The organism is Aeromonas sp. 82P (genome assembly GCF_051919365.1).
GTDB classification, from domain to species: domain Bacteria; phylum Pseudomonadota; class Gammaproteobacteria; order Enterobacterales; family Aeromonadaceae; genus Aeromonas; species Aeromonas veronii.
Map to the genome: position 1 here is coordinate 4,442,971 of NZ_JBQBEV010000001.1, position 14,762 is coordinate 4,457,732.

16 protein-coding genes, 1 pseudogene and 1 riboswitch are annotated in these 14,762 nt (G+C 55.2%); of the genes and pseudogenes, 3 read left to right on the forward strand and 14 right to left on the reverse strand.

Annotated features, from left to right (window positions below; all coding sequences use genetic code 11):
* Position 1 precedes the first annotated feature (1 nt).
* Positions 2-391, reverse strand: coding sequence for a lateral flagellar basal body rod protein LfgB (gene lfgB / locus ACTG2S_RS20370; RefSeq protein ID WP_088868307.1), 390 nt, complete (start codon positions 389-391; stop codon positions 2-4).
* On the opposite strand from lfgB, the gene flgA reads away from it, so the two are divergent.
* From flgA to ACTG2S_RS20385, 3 genes are all read left to right on the forward strand, one after another.
* Complete coding sequence (gene flgA, locus ACTG2S_RS20375; protein WP_274160630.1) at positions 390-1,241, forward strand: flagellar basal body P-ring formation chaperone FlgA; 852 nt, start codon at positions 390-392, stop codon at positions 1,239-1,241. The genes lfgB and flgA overlap by 2 nt on opposite strands.
* A gap of 76 nt (positions 1,242-1,317) precedes the next feature.
* Complete coding sequence (flgM, locus tag ACTG2S_RS20380; protein WP_005336222.1) at positions 1,318-1,593, forward strand: flagellar biosynthesis anti-sigma factor FlgM; 276 nt, start codon at positions 1,318-1,320, stop codon at positions 1,591-1,593.
* Positions 1,590-2,033 (forward strand): flagellar protein FlgN, encoded by a 444-nt coding sequence (locus tag ACTG2S_RS20385; RefSeq protein ID WP_069527057.1) that lies wholly within the window; start codon positions 1,590-1,592, stop codon positions 2,031-2,033. Before flgM ends, ACTG2S_RS20385 begins: the two co-directional genes overlap by 4 nt.
* A 9-nt stretch (positions 2,034-2,042) precedes the next feature.
* Here the strand turns inward: ACTG2S_RS20385 and lfiJ are convergent, their stop codons facing one another.
* The 13 genes and pseudogenes from lfiJ to lfiN form a co-directional block, all read right to left on the reverse strand.
* The gene (gene lfiJ, locus ACTG2S_RS20390) at positions 2,043-2,456 is read right to left on the reverse strand and encodes a lateral flagellar protein LfiJ (RefSeq protein ID WP_274160631.1); all 414 of its coding nucleotides are present in this window, start codon (positions 2,454-2,456) and stop codon (positions 2,043-2,045) included.
* Between the two features lie 9 nt (positions 2,457-2,465).
* Positions 2,466-3,797: a lateral flagellar FliI-like assembly ATPase LfiI gene (gene lfiI, locus ACTG2S_RS20395; protein WP_274160632.1), complete on the reverse strand. Its 1,332-nt coding sequence runs from the start codon at positions 3,795-3,797 to the stop codon at positions 2,466-2,468.
* On the reverse strand, positions 3,790-4,482 hold the full coding sequence (lfiH, locus tag ACTG2S_RS20400) for a lateral flagellar assembly protein FliH (RefSeq protein ID WP_274160633.1): 693 nt from the start codon (positions 4,480-4,482) through the stop codon (positions 3,790-3,792). Before lfiH ends, lfiI begins: the two co-directional genes overlap by 8 nt.
* A 12-nt stretch (positions 4,483-4,494) precedes the next feature.
* Positions 4,495-5,523, reverse strand: coding sequence for a lateral flagellar motor switch protein FliGL (gene fliGL / locus ACTG2S_RS20405; protein WP_274160634.1), 1,029 nt, complete (start codon positions 5,521-5,523; stop codon positions 4,495-4,497).
* Positions 5,510-7,258 (reverse strand): lateral flagellar M-ring protein FliFL, encoded by a 1,749-nt coding sequence (gene fliFL, locus ACTG2S_RS20410; protein WP_274160660.1) that lies wholly within the window; start codon positions 7,256-7,258, stop codon positions 5,510-5,512. The genes fliGL and fliFL overlap by 14 nt, the downstream gene beginning before the upstream one ends.
* Positions 7,259-7,275: 17 nt before the next feature.
* Positions 7,276-7,602 (reverse strand): lateral flagellar hook-basal body complex protein LfiE, encoded by a 327-nt coding sequence (gene lfiE, locus ACTG2S_RS20415; protein WP_005336241.1) that lies wholly within the window; start codon positions 7,600-7,602, stop codon positions 7,276-7,278.
* Between the two features lie 3 nt (positions 7,603-7,605).
* Entirely contained in the window at positions 7,606-8,991 is a 1,386-nt protein-coding gene (lafK, locus tag ACTG2S_RS20420) for a lateral flagellar response regulator transcription factor LafK (protein WP_274160635.1), read from the reverse strand.
* Between the two features lie 135 nt (positions 8,992-9,126).
* Positions 9,127-9,214, reverse strand: a riboswitch (cyclic di-GMP riboswitch).
* Between the two features lie 174 nt (positions 9,215-9,388).
* A complete protein-coding gene (gene lfhA / locus ACTG2S_RS20425) occupies positions 9,389-11,464 on the reverse strand; it encodes a lateral flagellar biosynthesis protein LfhA (RefSeq protein ID WP_064335284.1) in 2,076 nt (691 codons plus the stop codon).
* A 3-nt stretch (positions 11,465-11,467) separates the two neighbouring features.
* Positions 11,468-12,603: pseudogene (flhB, locus tag ACTG2S_RS20430) on the reverse strand (flagellar biosynthesis protein FlhB).
* Positions 12,600-13,382: a lateral flagellar biosynthetic protein LfiR gene (gene lfiR, locus ACTG2S_RS20435; protein WP_005336245.1), complete on the reverse strand. Its 783-nt coding sequence runs from the start codon at positions 13,380-13,382 to the stop codon at positions 12,600-12,602. The pseudogene flhB and the gene lfiR overlap by 4 nt, the downstream one beginning before the upstream one ends.
* Positions 13,379-13,648, reverse strand: coding sequence for a flagellar biosynthesis protein FliQ (gene fliQ / locus ACTG2S_RS20440; protein ID WP_005336246.1), 270 nt, complete (start codon positions 13,646-13,648; stop codon positions 13,379-13,381). Before fliQ ends, lfiR begins: the two co-directional genes overlap by 4 nt.
* A 1-nt stretch (position 13,649) precedes the next feature.
* Entirely contained in the window at positions 13,650-14,384 is a 735-nt protein-coding gene (fliP, locus tag ACTG2S_RS20445; RefSeq protein WP_274160637.1) for a flagellar type III secretion system pore protein FliP, read from the reverse strand.
* Positions 14,384-14,761, reverse strand: a complete 378-nt coding sequence (lfiN, locus tag ACTG2S_RS20450; RefSeq protein WP_019444828.1) for a lateral flagellar motor switch protein LfiN — start codon at positions 14,759-14,761, stop codon at positions 14,384-14,386. Before lfiN ends, fliP begins: the two co-directional genes overlap by 1 nt.
* Position 14,762 lies beyond the last annotated feature (1 nt).

Consider the following 14,762-nt stretch of genomic DNA (forward strand, 5'->3'; position numbering starts at 1 on the left):
GTTAACGGCCCTCGATCGCCTTGGCGATCCCGGTAATCTTCATATTGAGGAAAGTGAGACTGGTCTGAAAATCGGTGGCGTTGTTGGCAAATTTGCCCTGCTCAACCCCCAATTCGGCGGTATTGCCATCCATGGAGACCTGATAAGGAATGCGATAGAGGGGGTGACGCATATCGTCACGCATGGTGCCCTGGTTGATGGCCTGACTCTCCTCGCCCGCAGCAACTTGCTGCGCGACACGGCCCAGAATCGTCTTATAATCGACATCCCGAGCCAGATAGCCCGGTGTATCCACGTTGGCCAGATTTCCCGCCAGAATACGCGCCCGCTCCGCCCTGACATCGAGGGCATAAGGGTGTACGCCGAGGGCGCTGTCAAATGAGATACTCATGCTTCATCCTTTATCGTTCACTCAGACCGGGTTACCCTTATCAAGACTCATGCCAACCATGAAGATACCTAGTTTCAAGCGGTTACCATGCACCATCCGCCGCAAGCAGATGAAAAATGAGGAAGTGCGACTTCCCGTGTGGAAATGGAGCGGCATCCTCTGGCTACTGCTGAGCGCATTCGCGCACGGTGCCCCGCAGGTGCAAAGCGCCATGCTTGAACAGTTGCTTGAACAAGATGCCCGCCAGAGTCTTGATGACTACATCACCCAGCAGGGATGGCCCGCAGCCTCAGGGGAGTTTCGGGTCTGGCTTGCCCCTTCCGCCGAGCACCTTCCTCCCTGTCCCTCACAGTCACTCTCGTTACAAGCAGGTGGCCAGTATCGGCAACCCTGGGGACGACGCCCCTATCTCATCGAATGCACAGATCCCGCCTGGCAAGTGCGCGGGCGGGTAGAGGTCTCGCTACTGTTGCCGGTCTGGGTTGCTGCACGGGATATCGCAAAAGGTCAGGCCATCAGCGCCAGCGATCTGGTGGAGAAAGAGTTGGATGTCAGCCGCATACAGCGCGGGTTTATCCCGAGTAATCACTCCCTGCTGGGCCATAAAAGCAACCGGCATCTGAGAAGCGGGCAACTCATCGGTGAGCTGGACTTACAAAAAAGTTGGGCGGTCAAACAGGGGGAAGGGGTACTAATTCGTGCAGGGAAAGGTGAGTTCTCCGCCACAACCAGAGGGGAGGCCCTCGATAATGGCGCAATAGGCGAGGGGATCAGAGTGAAAAATCTTAGCTCTGGCAAGCAGATACAGGCATGGGTGACTGATATAGGGGAAGTTGAAACCCGTTTTTGAACCAAGATCGCAATTTGATTCAAGTTCGACAAGCCTTGGGTCGCTTGTCATAAACAGACCATCAGGAATTTATGTTATGAAAATTACCCGTACTGACTCGCTCTATATTCAAAATCAGCCTGGCCGCAAACCGGATGTAACGACCAAACCGGAAACCAGGTCTGCACAGTCATCCGAAGCACGGATCAGCAGCACAGCACAGTCAGTAGCCAACGCCCGCAGCCAGCTGGCTACCACATCCGACGTCGACATGGACAAGGTCAACGAGATCCGCAAAGCCATCAGTGAAGGCAAGCTGGAGATCGATCTGGATGCGCTGGGTCAGGCCATTCTGGATATGCATCGCCGATGAGCGTGGATACCAAGGCCACCGTCAAGGCATTGATCCTCGGGATCCAGCAGGATTACGGCCACTATACCGAACTCACCGCCCTGTTGCTGCGCCAGCATGCACTGCTGGCAAGCCATGATGTCGATGGTCTGCAAGCCCATAACGAACAGCAGACAACACTGATGGCCAAGGTGACACAACAGGCAAAATTGCGTTGCCAACAGCTGCAGACATTGGGCCTCAAACCCGATGAGAAGGGGATGGCCACCCTGATAGCCAAGCTGCCACTTCCCCTGCGCACCAAGGTAGCCAATCAATGGCAACAGCTTGAACAGCTGCTGCACCAGTGTCTGCGCCAGAATGATCTCAATGGCCGTCTGCTGGCAGGCCAGATGGAGACGATTCATTCTCTGTTGGGACAAGAGTCAGGTTATCGCGACCCGGACAGCATTACGGATTAACCTTCCGTCTTACTCTTTGCGGGTCAGGTGACGCAAACTCGCCAGCTCATCCAGCTGTAGCTGATCCCGCCTCTCCTGCTGCTGGCGAGCAACATCATCACGTCTTGCCAGCAATAGCTCCAGTCCCTTGACCCGCCCGAACTGCCGGACAAGTTCCCCTTCGTGGCGCTCCAGATCCAGTCTGGCCAGCGCAGATTGCTGCACCTGATGGGAGAGCAAACGGCGCAACTGGCCATCCATCTGTTGCTTGTTTTGCCATAGCAAAGGGTGAAACTTGTCGGAACCGGGCCGCAGCAAAGAGATCACTTCCTGCAATTTGTGTGCTCGCTGCTCTTCCCGCAACGCCAGCTCCCGCAAGCGTCGACGCTCGGCGCCAAGATTTTCCAGCTCTTCCTGTTGCAACCCCAGATAAGACTTCAGCATAACGAATCCTTATCCCTGCCCCAGCACCTGCTTGAGACCAACCATCACCTGCTCAAAGGCCATCTCTTCATGCAAGCCTTGCTGCAGAAATGCCGCAATCCCCGGATAACGCTGAACAGCTTCATCCATCTGCGGATCGGCCCCGGGTTGATAACCACCCAGTGGTAGCAGTTCACGCACCTGCTGATAGCGTCCCCACAGCTGGCGCAAGGTGACCGCCAGCTTTTGCCATTCGGCAGGTACGACTTGCGGCATAACCCGACTGACCGAGGCACCGATATCGATGGCGGGATAGTGGCCCTCTTCCGCAAGACGGCGGGTCAGCACGATATGACCATCGAGAATGGCGCGCGCCGCATCGACCACCGGATCCTGCTGGTCATCCCCTTCCGCCAGCACTGTGTAGAACGCACTCAGACTGCCATCCGGATGCGTGCCGTTACCGGCTCGCTCCACCAGCTGGGTCAGCATGCTGAATACCGAGGGTGGATACCCCCTGGTGGCAGGAGGTTCACCGATGGCCAGCGCGATTTCCCGCTGCGCCTGGGCATAGCGGGTCAGTGAATCCATCAGCAGCAGCACATCCTGCCCCTGCTCACGGAAATACTCGGCAATCCGGTGGCATAGTTGGGCAGCTCGCAGCCGCATCAGGGGAGATTGATCCGCTGGCGCCGCAATGACCACGGCGCGAGCCAGACCATCGTTCCCCAGACTGTGTTCGATGAATTCGCGCACTTCACGGCCCCGCTCACCAATCAGTCCCACCACCACAATCTGGGCTGCGGTATTGCGGGTCATCATGCCCAGCAACATACTCTTGCCTACCCCCGAGCCGGCGAACAGCCCCAAACGCTGGCCCTTGCCAACAGTCAGCAGGCCATTGATGGCGCGGATACCGACATCCAGCGGTTCACGTACCGGGGTTCGCAATAGCGGATTGGGGGGAAGAGCAAACAGAGGGACACTGTCACCAACGTCGGGTAACGGTTGCCCGTCGAGGGGTTGCAGCAGGCCATCGAGTACCCGCCCAAGCAGATGACTACCAAGCCGAACGGTTTCCTCTCCATCGATCGGTTCGACCTGAGCTCCCGCGAAGAGGCCACTCATCGGCTGCAGCGGCATCAGGAAAGAGATATCCCGGTTAAAACCGACCACCTCGGCCAGCAAGGGGGCGCCACTTGCCGTGCTGACACGACAACGCTGCCCCATCACAAGTTGGCAGCCGACTACTTCCAGAGTCAAACCGGTGACTCGCACCAACCGGCCAAAGCGACGAAATGCGGGTAGCTCATCCAGATTGTCCAGCGCACTGGTCAGTGCCTGCTGCAAGGCTTCATGCATCTTGCGGCACGTCCAGTGAGCTGTTGAGCTGTTCGATGCAAGTTGCCAGGCGGGAGCTGGTGCTTACCTCAACGACGGCAGCGCGCGTTTCGATACGGGCATCGCCTACCCCAAGTGCTGCATCAACTTGCAATGGCCACCCTTCGCAGCGAGTCACCCCCTGCTCGGCGAGTCGCTGTCGGTCTCCCTCATTGAGGTAGATCACCAGCTCTTCCGACTCACTCGGCAAGGTAGCCAACGCCTGCTCGACCTGATTCATAACCTGCTGGGGATTGAGGGTAAACTCCGCCATAATGACCCGCTTGGCCACCTGCGCCACCAGCTGGGCAATCAGCTCTTTCTGCTCGACCATCCGGGCCCGGCTCAGTGACTCCCACTGCTCTTGCAGCTTGGCAAACGGCACCATTGCCTGTTCGAAGGCGGCTCGCCCCTCCGAAAGGCCCTGAGCAAACCCGCGGGTTTGCCCTTGTTGCAAACCGGTGCTCTCGCCTTCCTGCAGGCCGCTGGTCAGCCCTTGCTGATAGCCGGCCTGATAACCTTCGTCATGACCTTGCTCCAGCCCCTGCTGATAGCCGAATTCAAACTGTTCTTGCTGACTCCGTGCCTCTTCCCCACTCTGACCGAGCGCAGGGAAACGATACAGACGGGTCGCCCCGGGCATCAATTTGCGCACATTGTGACTCATGAATGCCTCCTTTTAACTGACGGTGGGCTCTTCGAACAGCTGGAACTCGATCTCGCCCTGCTCCACCAACTCGCGGACCAGTTGCATGACCTCTTCCCTTGCCTGCTCGACCTTGCGCAAAGAGACACTGCCCTGGTTCTGGATCTGATCGTCCAGCGCCTGAGCCATCCGCTTCGGCATGGCACCCAACACAACTTTGCGGAAGCTGGTTTCGGTGTTCTTGAGAGCCAGTGCCAGCAATTCGCTGGGCAGCTCCTGCACCAACCGTTGCAAGGTGTCGTCGCTCTGACGGCGCAACGCCATGAAATCGAACATGTTCTTCTCGATCTCCAGCGCCATGTCACCGTCGTATTCGCGCAACAGGGAGAGCATCTGCTCCTTGTCCCCCTGATAACGGTTGAGAATATCGGCTACCTGCCGTACCCCGTTTACCTTGGCACCGGATTGATCTGCCACGTAGGTGAGACAGCGATCCAGTGTCAGCCTGAGTTCGCCCAGCACATGCTCACTGACACTGCTGAGACTGGCGACGCGCACCAACAAATCATCGTGTACCGATCCGGGCAAGGCATCTAGCACGGCGGACGCAGTCTGGGGTGGCAAGAAGGCCAGCAGCACAGCCTGCATCTGGGGATGCTCGTTGCGGAAGAAACGGGCAAGCACATCGGCAGGCACCCACTGCAGGCGCTGGATATCCTGACTCATCACATCGCCGTACAAACTGTCGAGCAAACTACGGGAGAGTCGTTGCCCCAGAGCAAGATCGAGCGTCTGTTCCAGATACTCCCGTGAGGCACTGCCAATTCCGCTCTGCTCACGGTAGTGATTGAAGAACTGCTGCAACGTCCACTTGGCTTCCATCGAGCTGACGCCAGAGAGAGAGGCCATCTTGGAGATCAAACGCTGCACCTCGTCGCGGGAGAGCTTCTGCATCACCTTGGCCGCAGATTCGGTCCCCATGCTCAGCAACAAGATGGCGGCCTTCTCAAGGTTGTCGATATCGATATCGACGGCACTCTGATTCAAGTTAACGCTGTTCATTGCCACTCACCCATGCTCTGACAACCTCCGCCACCCGGGCGGTATCTTTTTCAACCAGCAACTGCAAATGCTTGAGCTGAACCTCCAGCTCGGATCCCGGTTCCGGCAACGACTCCATATCGAGTGACGAGAACTGGGGCTCCATCTTGTTGTCAGTACGGATCAGACTATTTGAAAGAGCAGACGTCAGCTGGGGATCATCGTCATCCCTGCGCATGGACAATCCGACTGTGGGCTCCGGCTCTTCTTCAGTCTCACCCATTTCCATATCCGGCTGCTGCTGGGTACGAACCAGATGTTTCACCAACGGACGAATACCGAAGAAGACCAGTGTCAGGCCAAGTAAACCACCGACCAGATAACGCAAGGAGTCTTGCCAATAAGGGGTTTCCCACCAGCTGGATTCGGGAGCAGCTATTGGTACAGCGCCATTGAAATCGAAGGCCTGCAGACTAATCTGATCGCCACGCGTCTCATCGAAACCGACAGCACGCTCTACCATCTGACGGATCTGTTCCAGTTGCTCGGCACTCCAACCACCTTTCGGAGCGATCTGCTGATTGAGCAAAATGGAGACGTTAATTCGCTCCAGACGTCCCTGCTGGTAACGGGTGTGCACTATGGTGCGACTGTTTTCGTACTGTTTGCTGACTTCCTGACGCTCGGTACGAGTGTCATTCTGTTGTGTAGCTGTATTGGCATTTGCATTGCCTTTGTCAGCACCAGCCTTTTCATCCTGTGCCGCCGTTTCAGGCGGGCGGTTTGATAACGCCCCCGGGATCCCCATCGCCAACGCATCGATGGTCTTGTCTGACTTGTTGGACTCGCGAGTCACCACCCCTTGCGGATCGAGCTGCTGCTGGGTTTCTTCGACAGCGTTAAAGTTAACGTCTGCCGCAATCTGCACCTTGAAATTGGTGCTGCCCAGCATGGGATAGAGCATGTCATTGGCACGCTGACGAATGTATTGTTCCAGCTTGCGGACATACTCCATCTGTTGAACGCTCTGCTTGCCAAAACCGACCTTGTCCCCCAGCTCTGCGCTGAGCAACTGGCCAGATTGGTCCACCACGGTCACGGCACCAGGTTTCATTCCGGAAATACTGCCCGCCACCAGATTGGCAATCGCCTCGACCTGACCCGCTTCGATGGATTGGCCCGGTTGCATATCGAGCATTACCGATGCGCTGGGTTTCTCCTCATCGCGTCCCACGAACAACGTGCGCTTCGGAATAGCAAGATGAACACGGGCGCTGCGTACGGCATCGAGGGCTATGATGGTGCGGGCCAGCTCCCCTTCTAGGGCATGACGATAACGCGCCCCTTCCATAAATTCGCTGGTACCCAATCCGGTTACGTTGTCCAGCCCTTCCAGGCCAGACGGCATGGCTGCACGCACCCCTCGTGCAGCAAGCGCCATCCGGACATGAGCCAGCTGGTTTTCAGGAACCAGTACCTGACCGGTGCTCTTTTCCAGACGGAAAGGCACCTGCTCTTTCTCCAGCATCTCCATGATGTTGGCGGTATCGTATAGCTCCTGTTTGCCATACAGGGGCACATAGTTTTTGCTGGAGGTCCACAGGATAACGACTATGGTACCGGCCACAATGGCAGCCAGCAGAGCAATGGTCAGGATCGATTTGTTGTCACGGGAGAGGGTACGCCAGTTGCGTAATCCCTCTTGTAGCCTGATTTTGAGCGAATCAGGGGCTGCCCCCTGAGGAGACGTTACCAGTTCAGTCATCTGTTACCTCAGAGCGGCATGCGCATAATGTCATCAAAACCGGTCATCAACTTGTTGCGAACCTGCATCAAGGCTGAAAAACTCAAGCCGGCTTTTTGACTCGCCACCATGGCGCCCACCAGATCATCGCTCTGCCCGGCATCTACGGATGCCATTAATTTTGACGCGACATTCTGCTGCTCATTGACACGCCCGACCACATCCCGCATGGCATCGGTAAATGATGCTCCCGACAGATCATTGGATTCGATAGAAGGGGTCTGGCTTGCGACACGCTGCATCTCCTGCATCTGCTGCAGTAGTGTCACCTGTGATGACATCATCTGAATCTTCACTTTTTATCCCTCTGCTTGAATCTGCTGTTCAATATCAATGCCTTGCTCACGCATCGCCGCAAGCTTGTAGCGCAGTGCCCGGGTTGTCATGCCCAGTGCATCGGCAGTGCGGGTACGATGGCCACGAAAGCGGCGCAAGGTCTCTAATACAAATTGGAACTCGGCATGCCGCCGGGTTTCACTTAACCCCTCGGGAGCATGCCACGTGTCTGCTGCGACTGTTTCTTCGGGAAGAATACAGTTTGGCAACATCAAATCGACGGACTGTATATGCAAACCACGCGCCATTATTAATGACCGTTGAATGACATTATCCAGCTCTCGTACATTTCCTGGCCATTCATATGACAGCAACAACTGACAGGCACGTTCACTCAGGCGATAGCCCTGTTGGGATGCATAACGCTCAATAAAGTAGTTGGCCAGCGGAATAATATCCTCAGGACGTTCACGTAATGCAGGCCAATTCATTGGCAATACATCAAGACGATAGAAAAGGTCTTCACGAAATAGCCCACATGCAACCAGTTTGCGCAGATCTTTATTGCTGGCGGCAATGATTCGAACATCAAGAGCAATCGTTTGATTGCTGCCAAGTCGCTCAACTTCTTTTTCTTGCAGCACCCGTAATAATTTAGCCTGCAGGTTCAAAGGAAGCTCTGATATTTCATCCAGCAACAGGGTCCCGCCCTGTGCCAACTCAAACTTGCCAGGTTGGGCAGATATAGCACCGGTAAACGCACCTTTATTATGGCCAAAGAGAATAGATTCGAGCATTGTCTCAGGAATGGCAGCGCAATTAATTGCAACAAACGGTTTTTCAGACCTGACTGACATATCATGAATATAACGGGCCAACCGCTCTTTACCGGTGCCTGACTCACCACCAATCAGAATGGTGGCGGAGGTTTTGGCGGCACGTCGAGCCAGTTGCAAGACCTGCAGGCTCATGGGCGACACAGCGATAAGATTGGGGATCGCCTGACGAAGGCGTAGAGCACCACGGACAGCATCGAGCAATTGCTGGGGGCAGAAGGGTTTGACAATATAGTCAACAGCCCCGGCACACATAGCTTCCGCAGCAATGGTGGCCTGGTGCTCATTGACCATGATGATGCAATCAAGTCCTTCGAATTCACGCAGAATACGCGGCCCAAGCTCGGTCATAGCATCCATATCGAGCAGGATCAAATTGACATTACCATCAGCAATAATGCCCTTTGATTGTTTAACAGAATTAACGCTTGATACCCTGATGCCTTCCTTGGATAGGATTTTTTCAACCTCATTTTCGGCAACTATTAGCGGCTGAATCAATAATATATGGGGCCCAGCCAAGCTATCGCCACACAACCCGATTGTTGTATTTATTGGTAATCCCGAAGACATAGACGTCCGACACCTGTGATTGTGGATAGAACAATCAATAGAGCTGAATTATCAGACACAAAGGAGAAATACAAATTCGCACTTACAAAGGTGCAATTTGTATCTAGATGGTAACAGAATTGTATCCAAACTCACCTTGGTAACCCCGCTGTCATTAGCTTTCCTGCTGTTAGACCGGAGGCTTTGCGTCCTGACTTTTCAGTTCAGTTTGCCCTTACAATGTGATAACACGCTCAGCCTGATGGGCTAAGCGTGTGGCAACACAATTAATATTGTTTTTGTTATTTAACTTTCACACATTGCTGCGTCAATTTTCGCCACATCATATAGTATTCATACGGCAATTCAAGCAGGGGCGGAAAAAACACTTCCCTTCAGGATATTTATCCAACAGTAATTAACCAAGTGTACCAATTACCTCCACCCGTAGCTCTTCAGGTATCTCATTGTAAGACAGCACTTTGAGGCCTTTTGCAAATGACCGGGCATAACGGGCCATAAGCGGTCTCAGTTGTGGCATAACAACCAACACAGGGGCATGCCCCAACTGCTGCAACTGCTCCTTCACCAACGGCATATTTTGCTGCAATTGGGCCAGCAGTTGTGGATCAACCGGGAAGCTGTCCAGCTGGATTTTGCCCTGCTGTTGTGACTGATTCATTGCAGCCAGCAATGTCTGCTCAAGGCGATCATCCAGCGTAAACGTAGCCAGCACATCACGATTACCAATGGCCTGCCGCACAATCTGGCGCTTCAAGGCACAGCGCACATCGGATGCCAGCAAGACAGGGTCTTTGGTCAGCTCGCTCGCATCCAGTAGCGTCGTGGCAACGGTTCGTATATCGGTCAGACTGACCTGCTCCTTTAGCAATTGACGAAACACTCTCAATTGCTGCATCTGGGTCAGCGCCAGATTCAGCTCTTCAGCCAACCGGGGGGACTGACTGGCGAGATATTGGCCCAGTTTGCCCACTTCATCGTGACCAAACAGTGCATCAAGTTGTTCACGTAACAGCTTGCTGGCGTGAGTGGCAATCACGGTGGCCGAATCCACCACCGAGTAACCAAGATTAAGTGCCTTGGCCTTTTGCTCAGGGGAGATCCAGACCGCACTCATGCCGTAGGCCGGGTCCTGAGTCAACTCGCCATCTAAAGCGCCATAGGTCTCACCACTGCTGATGGCCATCAAGCGCTGACAATCCACATTCCCCATCGCCAACGCGACACCGGACAACTTGATCCGGTACTGATCCGGCTGCAACTGCAAATTGTCGCGAACCCGGATCTCGGGGAGCAGAAAACCGTACTGCTCGGAGAGGGTTTTGCGGATCCCGCGCACTCGTGCAAGCAGTTCAGCCCCTTTATCCGTTTCAGCCAATGGCACCAGACGATAACCAAGCTCGATGGCGACCGTATCGACTGGCGGCAAATCCTGCCACTCCAGTGCCTGCTGTTCAGGCTGAATCATTTGACGAGTCAGCTCTTGCGCTGCATCCAGATCCGGCACATTGACGGCTCGCTTGCTGACACTCCAACCTGTCCAGGCCAGTACAGCTGCGAAACTGAGGAATGCGAGCATCGGCATCCCGGGCACCAGACCCAGGATCAGCATGATGGTTGCAGAGGTATAGATAACGCGAGGCGATGCCAGGATCTGCTGACCAACCTGATCAGCCATCTCCCCCTCATCACTGACCCGGGTCACGATAATGGCCGCAGCAGTCGACATCAGCAGGGACGGGATTTGGGCAACCAGACCATCACCAATGGTCAGCAGCGCATAACGCTGGAAGGCTTCGGCAACGGGCAAGGCATGCTGGAAGATACCGATGGCCAACCCACCCACCAGGTTGATGATCAGCACCAGCATGCCAGCTATCGCGTCACCACGAACGAACTTGGAAGCACCATCCATCGCACCATAGAAGTCAGCCTCGCGCGCGATCTCCTCACGGCGAGCCCTGGCCTGATGCTGATCCATAGTACCGGCATTCAAGTCGGCATCGATGGCCATCTGCTTGCCGGGCATGGCATCCAGCGTGAAGCGGGCGGATACTTCCGAAATCCGCTCGCCACCCTTGGTGATCACCACAAAGTTGATGATCATCAGGATCACGAAGACCACCAGACCGACGACATAGTTGCCACCGATCACCACTTCACCGAATGCCTGGATGACCTTACCGGCCGCTTCATGCCCTTCGTGACCGTGCAGCAACACCACACGGGTAGAGGCCACGTTCAGCGACAGCCGCATCAGGGTGGCAACCAGCAACACGGTTGGGAATACCGAGAAATCGAGTGGTCTGCGGGCCGAGACGGATACCAGCAACACCAGTACCGCCAACACGATGTTGAAGGTAAAGAGCGCATCCAGCAGCCAACCGGGCAGAGGCAGGATCATCATGGCCAAAATGGCCAATAACATCAGCGGAATTGCGGTATAGGATTGGGTGAATACACGCCAGTTCACAACTTACCTCTCAGGTTGACGTAACTCGGGCGGTACATATAACGGGGCAAGAGGGGTCGGTTTTCTCCCCTTGCCTGCCTCATACGCCCTTAACTGCAATACATGGTTCAATACATAGGCAACTGCCGTGTACAGCCCTGCGGGGACTTCCTGATCCACCTTGGTCGAGTGATAGATGGCTCGCGTCAACTCGGGCAAGCTCATCACCATCTTGTCATGCTGCTTGGCAACCTGACGGATCCGCTCAGCCATACTGTCGACCCCTTTGGCAATCACGAAAGGGGCATTGGCACGAGTCGCATCATATTTTATTGCCACCGCATAATGGGTCGGGTTAACGATAATCACATCTGCCTGCGGTACCCGCTGCTCGATACGCGCACGAGCAAGCATTCCCTGCACCTGGCGGATTTTGGCCTGATCTCGGGACGCCCTTCGCTGTTCTTGTGCTCATCCTTGACCTCTTGTTTGGTCATCCTGAGCTGCTTGTTAAGCGACCAGCGCTGATAGGGCACATCCAGCACGGCAATCAGCATCTGTACGCTCCCTAGCAGAATAAATGCTTGGGAGAGGATCCGTAGCGCCTGCTCGAGGGCCGCCTGAGGGGGCATCCGGTTCATCATCAACAAGGAAGGCCATTGATGATTTAACATCAACGCCAATGTGCCACCGATCAGCGTCACCTTGAGCAGTGACTTCAGCAACTCCATCAGGCTGTTCTTGGAGAACATCCGCCCCAGCCCCTTCAAAGGGTTCATCTTCTCGCCACTGGGTAGCAGCTTTTTCCAGGTCAACGCCATACCGCCCGGCACTATGCTGAGCAACACCAGCATCAGAGCCAGAAAACCAAACAGGGGCAGCAGCACCCACAGCATGTTTATGAGCGCGTCCCCCAGCCAATGGATCATCATCTGCGGGTCACGGGCACCTTGCCAGTCAAAACGCTGCGGACGCTTCATCAACTCGGCAAAGAACTGACCAAACCCCGGCACCATCCACTGCATCACCAACCCGCCAAGCAGCAGCAAACCGGCAGAACTGAGCTCTTTTGAGCGAGCGATCTGCCCCTCATCCCTCGCTTTCTGGCGTTTCTGGCTGGAGGCCTCTTCGGTTTTGTCCTGTGCGCTGTTCTGACTCATGCCGGGGTCAAGCCTCGCAGCTGTTCAAGCACATGGGTAACCAAATCCAGATAACGGGAGGGCACACCACTGATGGAGAGCGCCATGGTGAGCAACCCGAGCAACAGGGTCATGGGAAAACCGAGAGAGAAGATATTGAGCGAAGGGGCGGTCCGGTTCATCACCCCGAAGGTAAGGTTAACCATCAACATGGCGACAACGGCAGGCAACGTCAGCAACAGGGCGGCACCGATAGACCAACCAAACAACCCGATCACACCTTTCATATCGATCAGATCCAGAGATGAACCCGGCGGCCAGCTACGCAGGCTCTGCACCAGAATATCCAGTACCACCAGGTGGCCATTCAGCCCCAGAAAGAGCAAGGCGCAAAACACCATCATGACCTGACTGATGATGGGGGCAGAATCCCCGTTGACCGGATCATTCATCACCGCCATCGCGAGCCCCATCTGCATGGAGAGGATCTGCCCCGCAGTGGTCATCACCATATAGAGCAACTGGACACACAGACCAAACAGCAAACCAAACAGCAGCTGCTCCACCGCCAGGACCAGCGCACCGGCACTAAAAGGATCGACAACCGGCATATCCTTCATCATGGGGGCGAGCAGCAGGCTGATAATAAACGCCAGCATCAGGCGAACTTGCGCAGGCACCCGGGTATCCCCAAAGACCGGCATCACCCAGAATGCCATACCGATCCGGATAAACGGCCACCACCACTGTCCCAACCATGCGGTCAGGTCAGCAGCACTGAGGGACAGCAGCGAATTCATCCGATAAACCCGGGAATTTTAAGAAAAAGATCCTGGAACAAAGTGGTGATCTGCGACAACAGCCAGTTACCCGTAAAGATAAGGGTCATCAGAGTCACGATAAAACGGGGAAGAAAACTGAGCGTCTGCTCCTGGATCTGGGTGGCCGCCTGAAAAATACTGACCACCAAACCTACGATCAGGCCCGGTACAATCAGCACCGAGACCATGGTCACCACCAGATTGACCGCGCCACCAACCAGGGCAACGCTCTGCTCAGGAGTCATATCAGCCTCCCCCACCAAAGCTGGCAGCCAAGGTGGCGACGGTCATCGACCAGCCATCGACCAGCACAAACACCATCAGTTTGAAGGGTAACGAGATGATCAGCGGGGAAAGCATCATCATCCCCATCGCCATCAAAACGCTGGCGACCACCAAATCGATCACCAGAAAGGGGATAAACAGCATAAAGCCAATCTGAAATGCGGTATTCAACTCACTCAAGACAAACGCGGGCAACAGCACCCCGAAAGGTACATCCTCTTTGGCGACCGTTGTTGGTTCGCCAGAGATGCGCAGCATCTGCTCCAGATCCGGTTCACGGGTCTGGGCCAGCATGAATTTACGCAGGGGTTTTTCTGCCTTGGCGATCCCCTCTGACAGGGTTATTTCATTCTGGTCATAAGGGACAAATGCATTCTGATACATGTCCGTCCAGACCGGACGCATAATCACCACAGTCAGGATGAGGCTGATGCCGATCAGCACCCGGTTGGGAGGGCTCTGCTGCAGGCCAAGTGCCTGTCTCAATATGGCCAGCACGATGATGATCCGGGTAAAACTGGTCATCATCAGTAACAAGGTCGGGAGCAGACCCAGCAGGGTCATGAAGAAGAGGATCTGCAACTTGATGTTGTAGTCCTCACCCCCTGAAGCGCCTGGTGATACCGAGAACAGGGTCATGTCCGCGCCCCAGCCGGGCAGCGAAAATAACAGCAGCGTCAGCAGCAGATAGCGCATCAGTCGTCCATGCCACCAAGCAGGTTGGTATCGATGACATCGACCAGGCGCAGACCATATTTGCCATTCACGACTACGACTTCGCCCTTGGCAAGCAGACGGCCATTCACCCGCACATCCAGCGGTTCACCCGCCAGCTTGTCCAGCTCAATGACAGCCCCCTCCTCGACGCGCATCAAATCGCCGAGCGGCACTTCGGTACTGGCCACTTCCAGCGTCACTTTGACCGGGATCTGGCGAAAGAAGGAGAGATCCCGCTGTTTGCTGCTACTGGTGGGGGCCAAGTAGTCTGCGGCGCTAGGCATGCTGATGTCGTCACCAAACAGTTGATCCAGTCCATCCAGATCCAGCGGATCATTCATATTGTGCTCGCTCATG

Bases quoted from the DNA above. Each gene is read 5' to 3' on its own strand.
- flgA (WP_274160630.1), top strand. From the start codon at position 390: ATGCTTCATCCTTTATCGTTCACTCAGACCGGGTTACCCTTATCAAGA.
- lfgB (WP_088868307.1), bottom strand. From the start codon at position 391: ATGAGTATCTCATTTGACAGCGCCCTCGGCGTACACCCTTATGCCCTC.
- flgM (WP_005336222.1), top strand. From the start codon at position 1,318: ATGAAAATTACCCGTACTGACTCGCTCTATATTCAAAATCAGCCTGGC.
- ACTG2S_RS20385 (WP_069527057.1), top strand. From the start codon at position 1,590: ATGAGCGTGGATACCAAGGCCACCGTCAAGGCATTGATCCTCGGGATC.
- lfiJ (WP_274160631.1), bottom strand. From the start codon at position 2,456: ATGCTGAAGTCTTATCTGGGGTTGCAACAGGAAGAGCTGGAAAATCTT.
- lfiI (WP_274160632.1), bottom strand. From the start codon at position 3,797: ATGCATGAAGCCTTGCAGCAGGCACTGACCAGTGCGCTGGACAATCTG.
- lfiH (WP_274160633.1), bottom strand. From the start codon at position 4,482: ATGAGTCACAATGTGCGCAAATTGATGCCCGGGGCGACCCGTCTGTAT.
- fliGL (WP_274160634.1), bottom strand. From the start codon at position 5,523: ATGAACAGCGTTAACTTGAATCAGAGTGCCGTCGATATCGATATCGAC.
- lafK (WP_274160635.1), bottom strand. From the start codon at position 8,991: ATGTCTTCGGGATTACCAATAAATACAACAATCGGGTTGTGTGGCGAT.
- lfiR (WP_005336245.1), bottom strand. From the start codon at position 13,382: ATGAATTCGCTGCTGTCCCTCAGTGCTGCTGACCTGACCGCATGGTTG.
- fliQ (WP_005336246.1), bottom strand. From the start codon at position 13,648: ATGACTCCTGAGCAGAGCGTTGCCCTGGTTGGTGGCGCGGTCAATCTG.
- fliP (WP_274160637.1), bottom strand. From the start codon at position 14,384: ATGCGCTATCTGCTGCTGACGCTGCTGTTATTTTCGCTGCCCGGCTGG.
- lfiN (WP_019444828.1), bottom strand. From the start codon at position 14,761: ATGAGCGAGCACAATATGAATGATCCGCTGGATCTGGATGGACTGGAT.